Annotated in this window: 16 protein-coding genes and 2 pseudogenes; 11 read left to right on the top strand and 7 right to left on the bottom strand. The window is 73.4% G+C overall.

The features are described from left to right. Positions 1-105 precede the first annotated feature (105 nt). Positions 106-1,317, bottom strand: a complete 1,212-nt coding sequence (locus tag IFT88_RS15380) for a M20/M25/M40 family metallo-hydrolase (RefSeq protein ID WP_199859306.1) — start codon at positions 1,315-1,317, stop codon at positions 106-108. A 206-nt stretch (positions 1,318-1,523) separates the two neighbouring features. Between IFT88_RS15380 and IFT88_RS15375 the strand changes: the two genes are divergently transcribed. From IFT88_RS15375 to phoA, 3 genes are all read left to right on the top strand, one after another. After that, the gene (locus IFT88_RS15375; protein WP_192121596.1) at positions 1,524-2,741 is read left to right on the top strand and encodes an exonuclease subunit SbcD; all 1,218 of its coding nucleotides are present in this window, start codon (positions 1,524-1,526) and stop codon (positions 2,739-2,741) included. Further along, a complete protein-coding gene (locus IFT88_RS15370) occupies positions 2,738-5,740 on the top strand; it encodes an AAA family ATPase (protein WP_192121595.1) in 3,003 nt (1,000 codons plus the stop codon). The genes IFT88_RS15375 and IFT88_RS15370 overlap by 4 nt, the downstream gene beginning before the upstream one ends. Positions 5,741-5,946: 206 nt before the next feature. Further along, positions 5,947-7,887 (top strand): alkaline phosphatase, encoded by a 1,941-nt coding sequence (phoA, locus tag IFT88_RS15365; RefSeq protein WP_342212175.1) that lies wholly within the window; start codon positions 5,947-5,949, stop codon positions 7,885-7,887. Positions 7,888-7,969: 82 nt separating this feature from the next. Here phoA and IFT88_RS15360 read toward each other — a convergent pair whose 3' ends face one another. Then, entirely contained in the window at positions 7,970-8,224 is a 255-nt protein-coding gene (locus IFT88_RS15360) for a DUF6458 family protein (protein ID WP_043593189.1), read from the bottom strand. A 157-nt stretch (positions 8,225-8,381) separates the two neighbouring features. Here IFT88_RS15360 and IFT88_RS15355 point away from each other — a divergent pair, with 157 nt between their 5' ends. Continuing rightward, a complete protein-coding gene (locus tag IFT88_RS15355; RefSeq protein WP_056227301.1) occupies positions 8,382-8,852 on the top strand; it encodes a DUF805 domain-containing protein in 471 nt (156 codons plus the stop codon). Between the two features lie 21 nt (positions 8,853-8,873). Here IFT88_RS15355 and IFT88_RS15350 read toward each other — a convergent pair whose 3' ends face one another. The 3 genes from IFT88_RS15350 to IFT88_RS15340 all read right to left on the bottom strand — a co-directional run bounded on the left by IFT88_RS15350 (position 8,874) and on the right by IFT88_RS15340 (position 11,209). Further along, positions 8,874-9,272, bottom strand: a complete 399-nt coding sequence (locus IFT88_RS15350; protein WP_192121593.1) for a hypothetical protein — start codon at positions 9,270-9,272, stop codon at positions 8,874-8,876. Positions 9,273-9,491: 219 nt separating this feature from the next. Beyond that, positions 9,492-10,331, bottom strand: a complete 840-nt coding sequence (gene aroD / locus IFT88_RS15345) for a type I 3-dehydroquinate dehydratase (RefSeq protein ID WP_192121591.1) — start codon at positions 10,329-10,331, stop codon at positions 9,492-9,494. Positions 10,332-10,333: 2 nt separating this feature from the next. Beyond that, a complete protein-coding gene (locus tag IFT88_RS15340; protein WP_192121589.1) occupies positions 10,334-11,209 on the bottom strand; it encodes a shikimate dehydrogenase in 876 nt (291 codons plus the stop codon). 129 nt (positions 11,210-11,338) lie between these two features. Between IFT88_RS15340 and IFT88_RS15335 the strand changes: the two genes are divergently transcribed. The 4 genes and pseudogenes from IFT88_RS15335 (at position 11,339) to recQ (ending at position 17,458) form a co-directional block, all read left to right on the top strand. Then, complete coding sequence (locus IFT88_RS15335; RefSeq protein ID WP_192121587.1) at positions 11,339-11,758, top strand: GNAT family acetyltransferase; 420 nt, start codon at positions 11,339-11,341, stop codon at positions 11,756-11,758. Positions 11,759-11,955: 197 nt separating this feature from the next. Further along, positions 11,956-14,275: pseudogene (locus tag IFT88_RS15330) on the top strand (bifunctional metallophosphatase/5'-nucleotidase); the annotation flags it as partial. Positions 14,276-14,598: 323 nt separating this feature from the next. After that, a complete protein-coding gene (locus IFT88_RS17780; protein ID WP_446718838.1) occupies positions 14,599-15,306 on the top strand; it encodes a CPBP family intramembrane glutamic endopeptidase in 708 nt (235 codons plus the stop codon). 31 nt (positions 15,307-15,337) lie between these two features. Then, the gene (recQ, locus tag IFT88_RS15325; protein ID WP_192121583.1) at positions 15,338-17,458 is read left to right on the top strand and encodes a DNA helicase RecQ; all 2,121 of its coding nucleotides are present in this window, start codon (positions 15,338-15,340) and stop codon (positions 17,456-17,458) included. On the opposite strand, the gene IFT88_RS15320 is transcribed toward recQ, so the two are convergent. Continuing rightward, the gene (locus IFT88_RS15320; protein WP_192121581.1) at positions 17,419-17,892 is read right to left on the bottom strand and encodes a hypothetical protein; all 474 of its coding nucleotides are present in this window, start codon (positions 17,890-17,892) and stop codon (positions 17,419-17,421) included. The genes recQ and IFT88_RS15320 overlap by 40 nt on opposite strands. Before the next feature lie 383 nt (positions 17,893-18,275). Here IFT88_RS15320 and IFT88_RS15315 point away from each other — a divergent pair, with 383 nt between their 5' ends. The 3 genes and pseudogenes from IFT88_RS15315 to IFT88_RS17770 all read left to right on the top strand — a co-directional run bounded on the left by IFT88_RS15315 (position 18,276) and on the right by IFT88_RS17770 (position 19,952). Continuing rightward, entirely contained in the window at positions 18,276-19,025 is a 750-nt protein-coding gene (locus tag IFT88_RS15315; protein WP_192121579.1) for a lysophospholipid acyltransferase family protein, read from the top strand. Between the two features lie 52 nt (positions 19,026-19,077). Next, positions 19,078-19,484, top strand: a pseudogene (locus tag IFT88_RS17775) (NAD(P)-binding domain-containing protein); the annotation flags it as partial. Next, complete coding sequence (locus IFT88_RS17770; RefSeq protein ID WP_446718837.1) at positions 19,467-19,952, top strand: NAD(P)-dependent oxidoreductase; 486 nt, start codon at positions 19,467-19,469, stop codon at positions 19,950-19,952. The pseudogene IFT88_RS17775 and the gene IFT88_RS17770, both read left to right, overlap by 18 nt. A gap of 52 nt (positions 19,953-20,004) precedes the next feature. Here IFT88_RS17770 and IFT88_RS15305 read toward each other — a convergent pair whose 3' ends face one another. Then, positions 20,005-20,580, bottom strand: coding sequence for a TetR/AcrR family transcriptional regulator (locus IFT88_RS15305; protein WP_192121577.1), 576 nt, complete (start codon positions 20,578-20,580; stop codon positions 20,005-20,007). Positions 20,581-20,583: the final 3 nt, after the last annotated feature.

Genomic DNA, 20,583 nt, shown 5'->3' with positions numbered 1-20,583 from the left:
CCGGACCCCGGGAAGTCGCCGAGACCCCCGTGCGCGCACGGGGGTCTCGGCGACTTCCCGGGGTCCGGGCGGAGGCGCGGCGCCGGTCGCCGGGGAGCGCGGCGGTCAGGCGAGGTCGGCGAGCAGGGCGGCGACGAACTCGGTGCGCTCGACCATGCCGTGCACGCTGATCCACTCGTGTCGGGCGTGGGCTCCGCCGCCGACGCCGCCGACCCCGTCGAGCACGGCCAGGCCGAGTGCGGCGGCGAAGTTGCCGTCGCTGGCGCCGCCGACCGACACCTCGCGCAACTCGAAGCCGAGCGAGGCGGCGACCCGGGCGGCGCGTTCGTACAACGCGCCGGTCGCGGCCGAGCGCTCCATCGGCGGGCGGTTCCAGCCGCCGGTGACCTTCAGCGTCGCGGCCGGATCGTGCGCCGCGAGCCCGGCGAAGACCCGCTCGATGCGCTCGGCCTCGGTCGACGAGGTGACGCGGACGTCGACCATCGCCCGGGCGTAGCCGGCCTTGACGTTGGTGCGGGTGCCGCCCTGCAGCACTCCCACGTTGAGCGAGGTGCCCGCCTCGACGTCGGCGGCCGCGTGCAGGGCCAGGACGACGCGGGCGATCTCGTCGACGGCGCTCGCACCCGAGCGCGGGTGCAGGCCGGCGTGCACCTCGACCCCGAAGGCCTCGACCTCGAAGATGCCGACGCCTTTGCGGGCGGTCTTGACGGCACCGTCGGCGGCGGACTCGAAGACGAACACCGCGCCTCCTCGTCCGACCTCGCGCTCGATCGCCTCGCGCGAGGCGATGCTGCCGACCTCCTCGTCCCCGTTCAGCAGCAGGCGCACGTTGGGACGCGGCAGCCCCAGGCGATCTCCGATCGCGAGGGCGTTGCCGAGCTGGATCAGCCCGGACTTCATGTCGAAGACGCCCGGGCCGGTCATGCGGTCGCCCTCGACCGTGACGGGCCACCCGGCCAGCGTCCCCTCGGACCACACCGTGTCGTAGTGGCACAGGGCCGACACCCACTCGGTCGACCCGGACGGCGACGGGTAGTCGAGCGTCACCGTGTCGCCGTAGCCCTCGACGACGTGCACCCGGCGGTCGGCCGGGGGACCGACGGTCTCGCCGAGCCAGGTCTCGATCCATCGCAGCCCCGCCTCGAGCAGGTCGACGTCGTCGGACGGCGTCTCGAGGCTCGCGTAGGTCGTCAGGTCGGCCACCATCGCGTCGAGGCGGGCCTCGACCTCGCGGCGGAGGGCGGTGACCTGGTCGGGCTGCAGGGCGTCGTGGCTCACGGTCTCGCTCTCGTCGGGCCCGCCGCGGTGTGCGGGCATCTGACCATCTCACTCCCGTGGGCGGGGTGGCGACCGGCCGGGAGGCGCGGTGCCGGACACGAGGAGGCGCGGTGCGGGTCCCGAGGAGGCGCGTCGCCGGACCCGGGGAGGCGCGGTCGGCTCTGTCGGAGGCCCCCGATACAGTCGGGGGCACCGACTCCGGCACCCGTTGCCGCACCGACCGCGACATCCACGAGAGGGGCGCCGTGCGCATCCTGCACACCAGCGACTGGCACCTGGGGCGCACGCTGCACGGGGTCGACCTGCACGAGCACCAGCAGGCCTTCGTCGACCATCTCGTGGGTCTCGTGGCCGAACGCTCGATCGACGTCGTCGTGGTCGCGGGCGACGTGTACGACCGGGCCGTCCCCGCGGTGCCCAGCGTGCGCCTCCTCGGCCGGGCCCTCGCCGGGCTGACCGAGCACGCCACCGTGATCGTCACGCCCGGCAACCACGACTCGGCGGTGCGACTGGGGTTCGCGGCCGAGCTGATGCGACCCGGCCTCCACCTGCGGGCGTCGGTCGACCTGCTCGACGAGCCCGTGGTGGTCGACGACCCCGACGGGCCGGTCGCCTTCTACGGGCTGCCCTACCTCGACCCCGACAGCGTCCGGCGATCGCTGGCACCGGCGGGCGCGGACGAGCCGCTGGCCCGGTCGCACTCGGCCGTCGTGGGTGCCGCGATGCAGCGGGTGCGCGACGACCTCGCCGGGCGACCCACCACCCGGTCGGTCGTGGTGGCGCACGCGTTCGTCGTGGCCGGGCCCGCCGCCGACCCCGAGGCGGCCGTGGGGGGTGTCGACCTCGAGGACGGGACCGCTCCCGAGCGCAGCGAGAGCGAGCGCGACATCCGGGTGGGCGGGGTCGACTCGGTCCCCTCGGCCGTGTTCGACGGCGTCGACTACGTCGCCCTCGGTCACCTGCACGGTGCCCAACGCGTCGGCCCGTCCGGTCGCCTGCGCTACTCGGGGTCGCCCCTGGCCTTCTCGTTCGGCGAGCGGAACCAGGTCAAGTCGTCCACGATCGTCGAGCTGGCCGCCGACGGCTCGGTCTCGGTCGACCTCGTCCCGGCCCCCGTGCCGCGTCGGCTCGCCGAGGTGACCGACACCCTCGACGCCCTGCTCGACGGCCGACACGACGACCTGCGCGACGCCTGGCTGCGGGTCTTCGTCACCGACCCCGTGCACCCCGAGCGGCTCTACACGCGCGTGGCCGAGCACTTCCCGCACGCCCTCGCGATCCACCACACCCCCGTCGGGGCGGTCGAGGCCCCGGCGCTCGCCGCCGTCACGGCCGAGTCCGACCCGATCGAGGTCGCGGCCGCCTTCGTCGCCTTCGCCTCGGGTGGTGCGGCGAGCGAGACCGAGTTGGCCGTGGTGCGCGGCGCCTACGAGGCCGCGCTCGCGAGCGAGGCGAGCGAATGAACCTCCACCGGCTGACGCTGCGGGCCATCGGGCCCTACGCGGGCGAGCACAGCATCGACTTCGCCGCGCTCGGCGCCTCGGGCACCTTCCTGCTCGAGGGCCCCACGGGCTCCGGCAAGTCGACCATCATCGACGCGATCGTCTTCGCCCTCTACGGCGGGCTCGCCGGTTCGGCGTCGACGCCCGACCGCCTGCGCAGCCACCACGCGGCCCCCGACGTCGAGCCCTTCGTCGAGCTCGTCTTCGAGAACGGCGCGGGCGTCCACCGCATCCGCCGGACGCCCGCGTACCGCCGCCCGAAGGCGCGGGGCACGGGCACGACGCCGGCGAACGCGACCGCGAAACTGTGGCGCCTCTCGTCGCCCGACGCCGTCGACGGCGAGATCGTCTCGATCAGCACCCAAGAGGCCGGCGCCGAGGTCTCGCGCATCCTCGGGCTCACGCGCCAGCAGTTCGTGCAGACCGTCGTCCTGCCCCAGGGTGAGTTCGCCGCCTTCCTCCGCTCGACCGGCGAGAAGCGCAAAGAGGTCCTGCAGTCGCTCTTCGGCACCGAGATCTACGAGCGGACCACGGCCGAGCTCGTCGAACGACGCAAGGTCGCGAACGCCGCCGTGGCCGCCGCCGACCGAGACATCGAGCTGGCCCGCGCGAGACTGCTCGAGGCGAGCGGACTCGAGGCCGACGTCCTCGACGAGGCCCTGGTCGCCGACGGCGCGGCTGCCGTGCTCGGGGCCCTCGAGACCGAGGCCTCCGACACGGCGGCACGGCGGTCCCGAGCGGTCGAGGCCCGAGACGCGGCGCGACGGTCGCTCGATCGCGTGCGAGCGCTGAAGGCGGCACTCGACCGCCGGGCCGACCTGATCGTCCGACGGACGCGTCTCGACGAGGGCGACGCCGAGATCGCCACGGTGCGATCGCGCGTGGCCGCGGCGGCCCGAGCCGCCACCGTGACCGACGCCCTCGCCGCTGTCACGCGGGCGGACGAGGCCGAGCGTGACGCGGCGTCCCGCCTGGCCGAGGCCCCCCGGGGCGTCACGGGCGGCGAGGGCTCCGTGTCCGCTGCAGCCGATGGGGTCCCGGTCCGAGCCGACGTCGCCGCGCGGCGCGACGCCCGGCTCTCCGAACTCGCCCTCCTGACCGAGGCGGCCCGCACCGAGAGAGGCCTGCCCGGGCGTCGTGCAGCCCTCGAGGCGGCCGAGCAGTCCCTCGTCGACGCCGACGAGCGGCGCCGAGAGCTGGACGACCGCCTCGTCGCGGCCCCCGCCGTCCGGGCGTCTCTCGTCGTCGAGCGCGACGACCTGGTCGGCACCTCGTCCGACCTCGTCACCGCCGAGCAGGCGACGGCCGAGGCGCGCGTCCGTCTGCGCGACCTCGACGACCTCGACGCCCTCGGCCGGGCCGTCGACGCGGCGTCCGAACGACTGGTCGACGACTCGGCGGCGGCCTTGCAGGCCCTGGACGACGAGGCCGGCCTCCGCCGGCGGCAGATCGAGGGCATGGCGGGTCATCTGGCCGCGGGTCTGGTCGTCGGCGACCCGTGCCCCGTGTGCGGCTCGCGAGAGCATCCGGCCCCGGCGGCTCCCGGCACCGAGCACCCCACCGACGACCAGGTCGAGGCCGCGTCGCTGACGGCACGCGCGGCCGAGGCCCGTCAGCGCGAGTCCGCCGCACGGCACGCGACCGCCGAGGGGCGGGCCGCCGAGGCCCGCCGCGCCCTGGGCGACCTGACCCGTGACGACGTCGAGTCCGAGCTGGCCGGGCTGGCCCTGCGCGTGTCCGAGGCCATCCGGGCCCGGACCGCCCTCGTGGCGGCCGACGCGGCCCTGGTGGCCCACGACCGCGAGGTCGACCGACTGCGGGCCGAGCTCGACGACCTCCGCGAACGGGCCGCCACCGGCCGGGAGCGCGTCGCCGCCGACCGACGCGCCCTGTTCGACGACGAGGCCGAGATCGCGCGACTGCTCGACGGTCGGGCTCCGACGATCGCCGAGCTCGCCGCCGCGGTCGGTGACGGCGTCGAACGCGACACGCGCCTCCTGACCCTCCTCGACGCCGCCGACGTGGCGTCCGAGGCGGCGGTCGTCCGACGTGCCGAGCTCGCCGCCGTCCTCGAGCGCAGCGGGTTCGACGACGTCGCCCAGGTCGCCGACGCCGCCCTCGAGGCAGGCGACCGGGCCGCCCTCGAGACGCGGGTGTCCGGGCACGAGCGCGAACGGGCCGTCGTCTCGGCCGGCCTCGCCGAGCCCGAGGTCGCCGTGCTGACCGGCGACGAGGCGGCCGACGTCGAGTCGGCCGTCGAGGCCCTCGACCGGGTCGAGACCGAGCTCGACGAGGCCACCGACCGGGCGACGCGCGCCGGCGACCGGGCCGGACGGTCGCGCCAGGCCCTGGCCGCCCTCGAGGCCGTGACGGCCGCGGCCGACGCCGCCGTCGAGCACGCCCGGGCGGTGGTGCGCATGGCGAACCTCGCCAGCGCCTCGACCGGCGAGAACGTCAAGGGTGTGACGCTCGGCACCTACGTGCTGCTGCGTCGGTTCGACGAGGTCGTGGCGGCGGCGAACGTGCGGTTGTCGGTCATGTCGAGCGGGCGGTACGAGCTCGCGTCGTCCGACGAGCGCGAGGTCGGGTCGCGGTCGCGCAAGACCGGGCTCTCGCTCGTCATCCGCGACGCGACCACCGACACCACCCGCGACCCCGGCAGCTTCTCGGGCGGCGAGACCTTCTACGCCTCGCTCAGCCTCGCCCTCGGTCTCGCCGACGTCGTGCAGGCCGAGGCCGGCGGACTCGAGCTCGGCACCCTGTTCGTCGACGAGGGGTTCGGCTCGCTCGACCCCGACACCCTCGACGCCGTCATGAGCGAGCTCGGTCGCCTGAGCGCCTCGGGGCGGGTGATCGGCATCGTCAGCCACGTCGACGAGCTCAAGCAGCGCATCGCCGACCGGGTCGAGGTGCGACGCCGCCCCGACGGGTCGTCGGTGCTCCGCTCGACGGTCGGCTGAGGCCGTCGGCGGTCCGTACCGCACCACACCGCGGTCCGCGTCCTACGGCGTCCCGCGTCGTGCGGCGACCCCCGTCCGAGGGTGTTCACCCGCGCGCACGCCCTCGTTCACTCGACGGCCACCCGGCAGGAGTCTGCTGATCTCCGTCCCGCGACGACTCCGTCGCGTGGCGACCGGATCACGATCACGATCACAGGAGCAGAACCGTGTCGAAGAACACCCCGAACCGCCGGCGTGCGGCCCTGACGACGGGGGTCGTCGCGACGGCCGCCGTCGCCGCCCTCGCCCTCACCCCCGTCGCCGCCTTCGCGGCCACCCCCGCGAACGTCGCCCAGAACGGTGGTGCCGCCCGCAGCATCGACGACAGCACGCAGCTGCTGCTCGACTCGGTGGAGGCCGGGCCCGCCAAGAACGTCATCCTGCTGATCGGTGACGGCATGGGTGACAGCGAGATCACCTCGGCACGCAACTACGCCTACGGCGCCGGCGGAACGCTGCCGGGCATCGACGCCCTGCCCCTGACCGGCCAGTACACGACGTACTCGGTCTACCGGGACGGCGCGAACAAGGGCAAGCCCGACTACGTGCCCGACTCCGCCGCGACCGGTTCCGCCTGGGCCACCGGCACGAAGACCTACGACAACGCCATCTCGGTCGACGTCGACGGCGTCCCGCAGGACACCCTGATCGAGATCGCCAAGGCCAACGGCAAGAAGACCGGCAACGTCTCGACCGCCGAGCTGCAGGACGCCACCCCGGCCGTCCAGGCCGCGCACGTCGCCGCCCGCAGCTGCTACGGCCCCGACAGCGTCACGCAGTGCGGTGCCGACGCCCTCGACCAGGGTGGCCTCGGCTCGATCAGCGAGCAGATCATCGGCACCCGCGCCGACCTGACCCTCGGCGGAGGCGCGACCTCGTTCGGTCAGTCGGCCCGCGCCGGTCAGTGGCAGGGCGACACCCTGTTCGCCCAGGCACAGGATCGCGGCTACCAGGTCGTGCGTGACGCGGCCGGCCTCGACGCGCTGTCGACCGCCGACCAGACGCAGCCCGTGCTCGGCACCTTCACCGACGGCAACTTCCCGACCCGGTACGCCGCCACGACGGCCACCGTCGGAGGAGCCGACCTGGCCCCGCAGACCTGCCAGCCGAACCCGGCTCGCCTGTCGACCGGTCTCTCGTTGCAGTCGCTGACCGAGAAGTCCATCGACCTGCTCGACACGGGCGACCAGGGGTTCTTCCTGCAGGTCGAGGGTGCCTCGATCGACAAGCGCGACCACAGCGCCGACGCCTGCGGCCAGATCGGCGAGGTGCTCGACCTCGACGAGGCCGTCCAGTCCGCCCTCGCCTTCGCGAAGGCCGACGGCAACACGATGGTCATCGTCACGGCGGACCACGCCCACACCAGCCAGATCGTCGACTCGACGCCGCCCGCCACGCTCAGCACCGCGCTGACGACGGTCGACGGCACCACGATGAAGATCGCCTACGGCACGGCCGCGGCCGGTGGCTCGCAGCAGCACACCGGCACGCAGTTGCGCGTCGCGGGTTACGGCCCCGGCGCCGCGAACGTCGTCGGCCTGATCGACCAGACCGACAACTTCTTCACCATCGTGAACGCCCTGCAGCTCGACCGTGACCTCGACGGCCTCAGTGCCGACGCGACGATCTCCGCTCCGACCGAGGTCGCCCCCGGCGCCGAGTTCCCGGTCAGCACCGCCGGCCTCGCCGGTGACCGCCAGGTCACGGGAACGCTCGACGTCGACGTCGACGGCACGGTGACCGACCTCGGCATCGCCGACGTCGTCGACGGAGTCGCGACCTACACGGTCACGGCCCCCACCGAGCCCGGCAGCTACACGATCACGCTGACCGGCACGCAGAGCGGCACGACCCTGGTCACGACGGTCGCGGTCGTCGAGGGCGCCGTCACCCCGGCGCCGACGACCCCGCCCGCGGCGGTCCCCGGTGACGGCTCGAGCGCAGGAGGCGCGGGGACGGCCGGCAACGGACGTGGCCCCCTCGCGTTCACCGGCTCCGACGCGCTGCCCGCCCTGCTGCTCGCGTTGATGCTCGCCGGCACCGGTGCCGCCCTCGTGCTGCGCCGTCGCCACCGTGCGGCGTCCGTGCAGGACGGCGTGCAGCTCTAGCCACCCCGGCCCGACACACGGGAGGCGCGGTGCCAGCCGGCACCGCGCCTCCTGCGTTCTCGGGTCGCGTCGGACCCTCGGGTCAGACCAGCGGGTCGCTGTCGGTCGAACGACGCTCGACGCGCTCGCCCGTGGCCGGGTCGACCGCGCTGCGGGTCGTGGAGACCGTCGAGCGCCGACGCGACGCGAAGGCGATGCCGATGATGGTCACGACCACGCCGGCCGCGATGAGGATGTAGCCGATCAGCTTGATGTCGATGCCCGCGACCTGGAAGTCGAGAGCGAACGCGAGGACCGCGCCGATCACGATCAAGGCGATTCCGCCGCCGATGCTCATGGGGTCTCCTTCGTCTGGCGCCGCCCCGGATGGGCGACGGCGCCGACGCGAGGGTCGGCGGGCCCCACAGTACCGACGGGCCGCGTCGACGGGCCACGACGCGGCGGGGGCGCTGAGAGGATGGGGCAGCCCGTCACCCGACACCGCAGGAGATCCCATGACCGGAGCCGCCGGCCCCGTGCCCCTCGACCAGCCGTACCACCGTGCCTCGCCGAAGGTCGCGGTCGTCCGGTTCTGGCGGAAGTACGCCACGTTCCACGGGCGCGCGAGCCGCAGCGAGTACTGGTGGTGGTTCGTCATCGCGCTCGTGTTCCAGGGGGCGTTGCAGGCCTGGGCCACGGGCAGCGGCGGGACGTCGACCTGGGCCGGGGGCGACAACGGCGATTGGACCTACATCGATCCCCAGGGCGTCGTCGTCGTGCTGTGGTCGGTCGTGAGCTTCCTGCCGACCCTCGCGCTGCAGTCGCGGCGCCTGCACGACGGGGGCTTCACCGCCTGGTACGCGCTCTTCTACCTGCTGCCGGTCTTCGGGTGGCTGACCTTGCTGGTCATGTCGCTGCTGCCCTCACGCGCCTCGGGGGAGCGGTTCGACACCGGCGGCGAGCGACAGTACCCGGGGCCCGCCTGACCGCTCGCGCGGGCCTCCGCATCACTCGTCGAGGGACAGGACGAGTCGCTCGCCCGACTCGGACTCGGCGTAACCGAGACGGCCGGGCAGGCACGAGATGACGGCGCCGTCGCCCTGCCCGACCACGGCGGCGACCGCGTCGTCGAGGGTGCCGGCCCACTCCCTGCCCTCCTCGAACACGACGCAGCGCTCGCCGGCTCCGAGGTCGCGCAGTCGGGTCAGCACGGCGGACGGCGACGAGTCGGCGTGGCTGAGCCGGGTGGTGCGGTCCGATCGGAACGGCATCAGGCCGAGCCCGGTCCGGAACTTCGCCCGCTTCTCGTCGGTCGAGCGCAGGCTGTTCAGGCGGCCGACCTTGCTGGGCAAGGCGAAAGCCGTCACGAGCTGGCGGGCGTGGTCGTCGATCTCTGCTTCGTCCATGCCTGAGGGTACGGCCGTTGCCTGTCCGCAAGGGGGTTACGGGGTCGGGCCACCGACCGCTAACCTGTTCGCACTCCGGTGGGCCCGACCGCCGTGGTGGTCCCGTTGAGCGACGTCCGTCGCTCGTTTCCCGGTGGTGGACTCTGCGTGCGTCGGGCCTCCGGAGCCCTGACGCTCGAGGCCCCCCTACGACACCGGTGAGATCCCGAGCCGTCGCCCTCAGCCCTGTCGCGCCTCGTGCACCAGGTCGAGCGCCGCCCGCAGCCCGGCCGCCGGCAGCTGCCCCGGCGCGCTCGTCGCCCCCGCCGACCCGAACGTGACGCACGAGCCGAACGTCTCGCCCGCGAGCCGGGACACGACGCCGAGCGGCCCCATCGACATGGTGATCGCGGGCACGATGCCGGCCCCCGTCCGGAACTCGGCGGTGGCCCGCATCAGCGTCAGCACGTCGTCCGTGCTCGACGGCATGGCGGCGAACTTGGCCACGTCGGCGCCGTTCTCCTGTTGCTCGAGCAGGCGCGACACGATCTCGCCCTGCGTGGGGGTGCCGCTGAAGTCGTGCGCCGACATCACGACGACGAGACCGGCGTCGTGCGCGGCGTCGACGAGCTCGCCGAGCAGGTCGGGGTCGGTGTACATCTCGACGTCGACGGCGTCGAGCAGCCCGGTGGCCATCGCCGAGCGCAGCACGGCGTCGTAGGTCGCCGGGGCGACGTCCCGTTCGCCTCCCTCGGGCTCGGTGCGCAGGGTGAAGAGCAGGGGGAGCTCGGCGTCGAGGGCGCCACGCACCCGACGGACGACGTCGGCCACCAGGTCGAGGTCGGCGGCGCCCGTCGCCGGGGTGCCGGCGCCGACGGGTCCGTCGGGATCGGGCGCCGCGGCGAAGGCGGCGTCGACGAAGTCGATGCGCAACTCGACCAGGTCGGCCGTGGCCGTGTCGAGCCCCGAGGCGGCGTCGACCAGTGCGTCGACGGTCCGGGCCACGAGCGGGACGCAGACCGCGGGCCGCCCGGTGCCGAGCGCGATCCGGCCGATCGAGACCGGCAGAGGGGTCGCCATCGTCAACCCGCCACGCTGTCGGTCGTCGACCGGCCGCGGATCGGCGAGCCCACGGAGGCGCGCATCGCGTCGCGCAGGACGTCCTCGTCGGGCACCGGCTCGTCCTGTGCCCGCCCGGAGAAGAGCCGCACCTGACCGAGCGCCTGCTCGACGAGCATGTCGAGACCGTTGAAGACGATGCCGCCGTCGGCCGACCAGCGCGACGCCAGGCGCGTCGGCCAGGGCTCGTAGGCGACATCGAAGAGGACGGACGAGTTGCTGGTCGGACGCAGGTGCAGGTCGTCCGCGGCCCCGCCGGGCAGCGTGCTGATGACGAAGTCCAGAGGGCCGAGCGAGGGCAGCTCGGTGAGCGGGGCGACCATGACGTCGGCGCCCAGCTCGGCGGCCAGGGACGTCAGCTCGCCGGCCCGCATGGGGTTGCGAAGGTGGATGGAGAACGACCGGGCGCCGAGATCCCACGCGGCGGCCATCGCGGACAGGGCGGTCGCGCCCCCACCGAGGATGGTGGCCGCGGCGGGCCGCGCGTCGTGGAACCCCTCGACGCTGCGGACGATGCCGTCGACGTCGGTGTTGTGCCCGTGGCGGCGACCGTCGTCGTCGAGGACGACGGTGTTGGCGACCCCGAGGCGTCGGGCGAGCGGCGAGACGGTGTCGAGCAGGGGCAGCACCTCGCGCTTGAGGGGCATCGTCAGGCTCAGCCCACGCCAGCTCGCGTCGAGGCCCCCGACGAAGTCGGCGAGCCCGCCCGAGGCGACCTCGACCCGGTCGTAGTCGTAGGGCAACCCGAGGTGCTCGTACGCCGTGCGGTGCAGCACGGGTGACAGCGAATGCTCGATCGGCGACCCCAGGACGGCGAGACGTCGGCGAGCATCGGTCACGGGTGGGCCCCTCCCTGCGCCCGCGGCTCGGACGACGACCCACCCTAACGCGAGGGCCCTGAGGGGGTGCGGGGCCGTGGTGACCGGCACCGCGCCTCCTCGTCCCGTCGGGTCTGGCAGGGTCGAGGCATGCAGATCCGACCCTTCGACGAGGCCGACACCGAGACCGTCGTGGCGCTCTGGGAGCGCTGTGGGCTGACCCGCCCGTGGAACGACCCCCGACGCGACATCGAACGCAAGTTGACGGTGCAGCGCGAACTCTTCCTGGTCGGCGTCGACCACGAGGAGGCGCTGGTGGCGACCGCCATGGCTGGTTACGACGGCCATCGTGGCTGGGTCTACTACGTCGCGGTCGAGCCCGATCGCCAGGGGGAGGGATTCGGTCGACAGCTCATGGCCGAGGTGGAGCGGTTGCTCGAGGCCATGGGGTGCCCGAAGGCGAGCTTCCAGGTGCGCACCGGCAACGAGCGGGTGCGGGCGTTCTACGAGCACCTCGGGTACACGGTCGACGAGGCGTTCGGCATGGGCAAGCGGCTGATCGCCGACTGAGACGGGGCAGGCATCACTTCCCGGAAGGGCCGGTCGGCCGCCTCGCCGCTCGTCCGCGGCGCGTCTGATGAACAACATGTGACGATCTTCGGCGGACTCTTGTCGGGTACACAGCGAGAACTTATGGTCGTGTGACGTGCCCCCTGTCGGGGGGTGCCGTCCCGCCCGAACCGCCTTCTCCAGGAGCACCGACGCCCATGCGCATCAGCCCCCCGTCATCCGAGTCCGTCCCGACGGGAGGCCGGCGGCGCGTCCGCGGTGCGGCCCTCGCGTCCGTCGCCGCCGGCACCCTGCTGCTCGGCCTCGTCGCCGCGGCACCCGCCCAGGCCGTCCCGGTCACGATCGACCTCGTCGGCATCAACGACTTCCACGGCCGACTCGAGGCCGATGCCCCCGGTGCTCGCGCGTCCATCGCCGGTGCGGCCGTCCTCGCCGGTGCCGTCAAGTCGGTCGAGGCGCAGAACCCGAACACCCTCTTCGTGTCGGCGGGTGACAACATCGGCGCCTCGACGTTCACGTCGTTCATCCAGGACGACGAGCCGACCCTCGACGCCCTGAACGCCATGGGCCTCGACGTCAGCACGCCGGGCAACCATGAGTTCGACAAGGGCCAGGACGACTTCACCGGTCGCGTCCAGACGAACAGCGACTTCCCCTACGTCAACGCGAACATCCTGAAGAGCGACGGGACCCCCGCGTACCGTCCGTACGTCGTCGAGGAGGTCGGCGGCGTCCGCGTCGCCTTCATCGGCGCGCTGACCGAGACCATGCCGACGCTCGTCAGCCCGGCCGGCATCGAGGGGCTCACCTTCGCGCCCGTCGTCGAGTCGGTCAACGCCGTCGCGGACGACATCGTCGAGGCCGACGCGGCCGACGCCATCGTCCTGCTGCTTCACGAGGGCGCCGAGACCGGCAGCCTGGACTCCGTCACCGGCGACAACGCGTTCGGCGAGATCGCCCGCGGCGTCTCGGGCGACGTGTCGGCCATCTTCTCGGGACACACGCACCAGGGCTACGACTACCTCGTCTCGCCGTCCGACGGCGGCCCGCAGCGTGCCGTCGTGCAGACGGGCAGCTACGGGACGAACCTGGCCCGGGTGACCATGACGGTCGACCCCGCGGCCACCGCCTTCCGCGACCGGGTGACCATCGCGTCGCACCGCCTGGTGCCGCTCTACGGTGCCTTCACGCCCGACCCCGCCGTCGCCGAGATCGTCGCGGCTGCCGTCGCGGTGGCCGCCGACCGGGGTGCCGAGGTGATCGGCTCGATCAGCGACTCCTTCAACCGGGCCTACAACGCCACCCCGGACGCCAACGGGCTCCCCGTGTCGAACCGTGCGGGCGAGTCGACCCTCGGCAACTTCGTCGCCGACATCCAGCTCTCGTCGACCACCGCGAGCGGTGCCCAGCTCGCCTTCATGAACCCCGGCGGCCTGCGGGACGACCTGCCCTTCGTGGCGCCGGACGGTGCCGTGACGTACAAGGCCGCCGCAGCAGTGCAGCCCTTCGCCAACACGCTCGTCGTCGTCGACATGACCGGTGCCGAGATCCGCCAGGTGCTCGAGCAGCAGTGGCCGACCGCCGGCCGTACCAGCACCCTGAAGCTCGGCACGTCCGAGGGCCTGACCTACACCTACGACCCCGCGGCGGCGGCGGGCTCGCGCATCGCCGCCGTCTCGCTCGACGGTGCGGCGATGGACGACGCCACGATCTACAAGGTGACCGTCAACTCGTTCCTCGCCTCGGGCGGCGACGGCTTCACCGCCTTCGCCAACGGGCGGGCCCACGCCGACAGCGGCAAGGTCGACCTGCAGAGCCAGCTCGAGTACTTCGACTCCCGGGCCGGCGACCCGTCCGACCCCGACTTCGCCTCGCGTTCGGTCGGTGTCTCGGGTGTCACGACCGCACCGGACGGTGGCTTCGTCGCGGGTGACACGGTGTCGATGAGCCTGTCGTCGCTGCTTCTCGAGCAGGTCCCTAGCGATCCGTCCGAGGTCGTGACGGCCGCGGCGCAGCCCGGCGTCGTGACCGCGACCCTCGACGGCGTCGAGCTCGCATCCGCGCCGATCGACGCCACCGTGATCGACAACTCCGACGAGCAGGGTCGTGCCCTGCTGGAGTTCGTCGTCCCCGAGGGCATCACGGCTCCCACCGCCGGGCCGGTCACGCGGCAGGTCGTCCTGACCGTCGCGGGTACGGGCACGACGGCGACCGTCCCGGTCGTGTTCGCCGCGGCCGCCGAGCCGGTCGTCGTCGACCCGACCGACCCGGGCGCCACGCCCCCGGTCACGACCCCCGGTGGCACGGTGCCCGGAACCACCCCCGGCTCCGGCTCCGGCTCGGGCTCCACTCCCGCCGGCACGGTCCGCAACGCCGACGGCTCGCTGGCATTCACCGGCCAGGACGGCCTGGGTCTCGCGGCCCTCGCCGCACTCGCCCTCATGCTGGCCGGCGGTTCGGCGCTGGTCGTCGCCCGTCGACGCCGCCTCCGCGCGACGGTGACGCGCACCGAGGGCTNCCTGCCGGCCCGCGCCTCCTCGTGGTGTTCCCGGGGGCCGGCACCGCGCCTCCCGTACGCTCGTCGGGTGACGACGTTCGCGTACCACCGCCTGTTCCGTTCCCTGCCCTCGTACCGGTGGTGGAAGCCGCTGCTGGCGGCCGTCGTGGCGGCCGTCACGTACCTGCTCGCGTCGGTCGTGGTCTACGTGGGCGTCCTCGGGGTGACCACGGCCGTCGGCGGGAGCGCCGCCGCCGAACGACTGCAGCGCGGCATCGAGGGCGACGCGCTGGCCGCGGCCGACCCGCTCGTCCTCTTCACGACGCTCGCCTCGATCGCGGTCATGCTGCCGGCGATCATGCTGGGCGCCCTGATCGTCGGGCCGGGGGCGGTCGGCGGGCTCTGGAGCGTCGCCGGGCGGCTGCGGTGGCGGTGGCTCGCGCGATGCCTCGTGCCCGCCCTCGCGTTCATGGCGCTGACGGTGGGGCTCAGCTACTTCGTGGTGCCCCCGCTCTCGGGTGAGCCGATCGGCACCGGACCCGTCACCACGCCGGCCGACACCCTCGTCTGGGCGGTCGTCGTCATCCTCGTGGTCACGCCGCTCCAGGCGACGGCAGAGGAGTACGCGTTCCGCGGGCTCGCGATGCAGACGATCGGCTCGTGGCTGAGGTACCCGATCGCGGCGATCGTCCTGCCCACGATCGGATTCGCCTTCGGCCACGACTACAACGCGTGGGGCATGCTCGACGTCGCCGTGTTCGGCGTGGCCGCGGCCTACCTGACCTGGCGCACCGGCGGACTCGAGGCGGCGATCGTGGCGCACGTGCTCAACAACACCGTCCTCTTCCTGTTGTCGGCACCGTTCGCGGGCGTCGAGTCGAGCGACGGCAGCCCCCTCGCCCTCGCCGTCACGGTGGTCTCGACGCCGCTCTACGTGTGGCTCGTGCTGCGGGCGGCTCGGCGCACCGGTCTCGTGACGGTTCGCAGCGCTCCTCTCGTCCCCAGCGCGCCTCCCGCGGGCGACCGTCCCCAGGAGGCGCGGGTCGGCTGACCGCGTCGGTGGCCGCTCGTAGACTCGTCGCGTGACCACCACCGCCTCGCCCGCCCTGGCCCCCGACGCCCCCACCGCAGCCCTCGACGTGCTGCACCGGGTGTTCGGCTACGACGAGTTCCGTGGCCAGCAGGCCCAGATCATCGACCAGGTGGTCCAGGGCGGCGACGCCCTCGTGCTCATGCCGACGGGTGGCGGCAAGTCGCTCTGCTACCAGGTGCCCGCCCTGGTCCGCGAGGGCACGGGCATCGTCGTCTCGCCGCTCATCGCCCTGATGCAAGACCAGGTCGACGCCCTCGAGGCCGTCGGCGTCCGCGCGGCGTTCCTCAACTCGACGCAAGACCCCGACCGTCGTCGTGCGGTCGAGCAGGCGTTCGTCGAGGGCGAGCTCGACATGCTCTACCTCGCGCCCGAGCGGCTCAAGCTCGAGTCCACCAAGTCGTTGCTCGACCGGGGCCACGTCTCGCTCTTCGCCATCGACGAGGCCCACTGCGTGGCGCAGTGGGGCCACGACTTCCGCCCCGACTACCTCGAACTGTCCGTGTTGCACGAGCGCTGGCCCGACGTGCCGCGCATCGCCCTGACGGCGACGGCCACCGAGACCACCCACCGCGAGATCTCGCGACGCCTCGAGCTCGACGACGCGAAGCACTTCGTCGCCGACTTCGACCGCCCCAACATCCAGTACCGCATCGAGGCGAAAGACGGCCCGCAGCAGCAGCTGCTGCGGTTCATCCGCGCCGAGCACGACGGCGACGCCGGCATCGTGTACTGCCTGTCCCGCAAGTCGGTCGAGAGCACGGCCGAGTTCCTGGTCAAGCAGGGCATCCCGGCGCTGCCCTACCACGCGGGCCTCGAGGCACAGACCCGGGCGCGCAACCAGGCGCGGTTCCTGCGCGACGAGGGCATCGTCATGGTCGCCACCATCGCCTTCGGCATGGGCATCGACAAGCCCGACGTGCGCTTCGTCGCACACCTCGACCTGCCCAAGTCGGTCGAGGGCTACTACCAAGAGACCGGCCGTGCCGGCCGCGACGGCCTGCCCTCGACGGCGTGGCTGGCCTACGGCCTGCAAGACGTCGTGCAACAGCGACGCATGATCGACCAGTCCGAGGGTGACGCCGAGCACCGCCGCAAGCTCGGCGCCCACCTCGACGCCATGCTCGCCCTGTGCGAGACGGTCGAGTGTCGACGCGTGCAGCTGCTCGGCTACTTCGGGCAGGCGAGCACCGCATGCGGCAACTGCGACACCTGCCTCTCGCCGCCCGAGTCGCTCGACGGCACGGTGCCCGCCCAGAAGCTGCTCTCGACGGTCGTCCGGCTCAAGCGCGAGCGCAACCAGCAGTTCGGCGCGGGCCAGATCGTCGACATCCTCGTCGGCAAGTCGACCCCCAAGGTCCTCCAGAACCGCCACGAGCAGCTGTCCACCTTCGGCATCGGCACCGACCTGAGCGACGTCGAGTGGCGGGGGGTCGTCCGACAGCTGCTCGCCCAGGGGCTGTTGGCGGTCTCGCCCGACGGGTACGGCACGCTCCTGCTGACCGACGCCGCGGGCGAGGTGCTCTCGGGCGGCCGCACCGTCCGGCTGCGACGCGAGCCCGAGCGCCCGGTGCGCTCGGCCCGCGGGCGGGGTGGTTCGGGTTCGTCGAGCCGCGGTTCGTCACGCGGTGCCGCCGAGTTGACCGGCGACGACGCCGCCCTGTTCGAGACCCTGCGCGAGTGGCGCGCCGGGGTCGCCCGGGCGCAGGGCGTCCCGGCCTACGTCGTGTTCGGCGACGTCACCTTGCGGGGCATCGCGTCCGAACGGCCCACCTCGCTCGACCAGCTGGCGGGCATCAGCGGCGTCGGCCAGAAGAAGCTCGACACGTACGGTCAGCAGGTGCTCGCCGTCGTGGGCGGCACCGCCCCGGCCGAGGCGGCGGCCGTCGGGACGCCCGAGACGGCGTCCGTGTCCGCGGCGAGCAGAGCCACGGCCCGCTCTCCCCGCACGACGTCGACGGCTCCGTCCGCCGGTCGTGGTGCCCGCCGTGCCGCACCTCCCGCGGTCGACGAGGTGCCCGAGGTGCCGGCCGACGATCTCTACGACCTGCCGTCCGACGCTCCGTTCGATCCCTACGACGACGCGCCGCCGCCGCCCGACGACTGGCGCTGACCCGGGGTCGACGGGCCGAAGCCGAGCAGCGGGAACGCCTGCGACAGGACGACCAGGGCGACCGTCGTGATCACCATGGCCGAGAACCCGCCCAAGAACGGCTGTCCGTTCATGCGGGCCACGTAGGCCGCGGCGAGCAGCACGGCCCCGCCCGCCGGGGGTGCCAACCCGATGAAGCGCATGCTCGTCCGGTCGAGCGCAGCACCTCGTCGCGTCCGACGGAGCGACGAGACCGCCACGACGACGAGCGCGAGCCAGACGATCGCCGACAGCCCGTAGAGGCCGGACGCCACGACCGTCGCGGTGAGACCGACGCCCACCGAGGTGCCGGCGCCGACGATGCTGGTGACGGCGAAGTAGGTGGAGATCAGCGCGGTGGCACCGAAGACGAACGGCAGGCGCGAGGGGCGGGTGGTCACGGTCTCGTCGTCCAAGGCGGTCCTCTCGGGTCGTCGGGGCTGTCGTCGGGGGCTGATGCCGGGCGCTCCGGGCACCAGGGGTTCCGGGGTCGTCCCCGGCTGTCGGGGTCGGGGACGCGGGAGGCCGACCGTTCGTCCGGCCGGACCACCGCCCACGGGGTCGGGCGGTGCGTCGCGGCGCTCGTCCCGGGTCTCGGGCCGATCCCCCGACGAGGACTCGCCGGAGGGTCGTGAACCGGACGAGCGTCCCGTTTCGGTCGGTCTCCGACGATAGGGCGCGGCTCCGTCGGCGGCAATCCTCCCTGAGGGGGACACCCGTTGTTCCCCGAATCGGGTGGTGCGGGTGGGTGTCGAGGGGCCCCGGGTGAGGCGCGGGGGCGAGCCATGCGCCTCGGGGAATGTGGCGTCGGGCACAGTGGAGCGTGCTCACAACCCTCAGCCGATCGGTCCTGTCACCCCTCGTGCGTGTGGTCTGGCGTCCCCGGGTGATCGGGCGGCGCAACGTCCCGCGACGTGGTGCCGTCATCCTGGCCAGCAACCATCTCTCGTTCATGGACAGCGTCGTGATCACCCTCATGGCACCCCGTCAGGTCTCGTTCCTCGCGAAGAACGCCTACTTCACCGGCTCGGGTCTCCGGGGTCGTGCGTCGCGCGCGTTCTTCACGGGCATCGGCGCGATCGGTGTCGAGCGAGGGGCCGGGTCCGCCGCGCAGCACGCCCTCGACCTGGGTCTCGGCAAGCTGACGGACGGCGACGCGTTCGCGATCTACCCCGAGGGGACGCGCTCCCTCGACGGGCGGCTGTACCGCGGCCGGACGGGCGTCGCCTGGCTCGCGCTCACGAGCGGGGCCCCGGTCGTGCCGGTCGCCCTGACGGGGACCCAGGAACTGCAGCTGGCGGGCACGCGCCTCCCGCGCCTCCGGAAGGTCACCGTCGAGTTCGGCGAGCCCATCGACCTCTCGCGCCACGGTGAGGCGAAGTCGGGTCGGGCTCGTCGGCACGCGACCGACGAGGTGATGGCGGCGATCCAGCGGCTCAGCGGGCAGGTCGAGGCGGGCTCGTACAACGATCCGCCGGCTCCGTCGGTCGTCGCGCGGGTGCGCCGCGCGATTCGGCCCGACCCCGTGGGGCCCGACCCGCTCGACTGAGCCGCGCCGCTCGCCCGCGCCGCTCGCCCGCTCCGGGCGTAGCGTCGGAGCCATGAAGGTCGCAGTGCTCGGGACGGGCATCATGGGTCAGGGCGTGGCGGGAACACTGCTGCGCGAGGGGTTCGAGGTCACGGTCTGGAACCGCACGAGGTCGAGGGCCGAGCCGCTGGCCGCCGAGGCGCCGTGGTCGCCGACACGGCGCGTCAGGCGGTCGAGGGGGTGGACGTGGTCGTCACCGTGTTGTTCGACGGCGACGCCGTGCTCGAGGTCCTCGACGAGGCCGCCGACGCGAGCCGGCCCGACGCCGTCTGGGTGCAGGCCAGCACGATCGGCGAGGCCGACACGGCGCGCGTCGTCCGGACGGCCGACGGGCACGGGCTCCGGCTCGTCGAGGCGATGATGCTCGGCACGAAGAAGCCGGCCGCGACGGGGAAGCTCGTCATGCTGGCCGCCGGCGACGAAGCCCTGCTCGACGCCGTGCGTCCGGTGCTCGACGCCATGGGATCGAAGACGATCGTCGCGGGCGACACGGTCGGGCAGGGGACGGCGCTCAAGCTCGCCGCCAATGCCTGGATCGCGACGATCACCGCCGCCACGGCCCAGTCGCTCGCGCTGACGGAGGCCCTCGGCCTCGATCCGCAGCTCTTCCTCGACGCGATCGACGGCGGCCAGTCCGACACCCCGTACGCGCACCTCAAGGGCGCGACGATGATCGTGGGCGAGTACCCGGCCCAGTTCGCGCTCGACGGCATCCGCAAGGACCTCGATCTCATGCAGGAGGCCGCCCAGGGCACGGGCTTCGACACCGGCCTGCTCGAAACGCTGTCCGGTGTGTACGCCTCGGCTGCCGAGCAGGGCCACGGCGGCGACGACATCGCCGCGGTCCGCACCGGCTTCGACCGGAAGGGTTCCGCCGAGACCCCCTGAAACCACCGAGACCCTCGCGCGCGCGGAAGGGTCTCGGCGTGTTCCTGGGGTGTCAGCGTCCCTGATCGCCCGCGGCGGCCACGAGCGCGGCTGCGACGGCACGGGCGGTCGTGGTGTCACGCGCGGGCTCGCGGAGACGCATGGCGAGGTCGCCCGTCACGACCAGCAACAGGTGTTCGGCCAGCGCCTCGGCCTGCCCGCCGACGAGCGGGCGGGCGAGGTCGGTGAGTCGCGTGCGGAGCGACTCGGTGTCGAGCCGCACGGCCTCGGCGACGTCGGCGGGTGGATCGACGTACTCGGCCGCCGAGGCGAGGAAGGCACACCAGCGAGCCCCCGTCGGGCGGGACCGGAAGTCGTCCAGCGCGTCGAAGACCGCGAGGAGGCGCGGGCCGGCCTCGTCGTGCCGGGCGACGGCGGCGTCCCAGGTGGCGAGCCAGTCGTGGTGGCGACGGGTCAGCGCTGCGGCGACCAGCGCCTCCTTGCTGCGGTAGCCGCGGTACATCGTCGCCGCCGAGACGCCCGCGCGGGCGAGGACGGCGTCGACGGGCGTCGCCGCGATGCCGTTCGTGAAGAACAGCTCGTCGGCGGCGTCGAGGATCTTCTTCTCGCTGGCCGGGCGCAGGGGCATGCG

This window comes from Frigoribacterium sp. CFBP 8751, from assembly GCF_014841545.1.
Lineage (GTDB): Bacteria > Actinomycetota > Actinomycetes > Actinomycetales > Microbacteriaceae > Frigoribacterium.
Note: the sequence above shows the minus strand (reverse complement) of the source record. Positions and strands in the feature narration are given on the sequence as shown.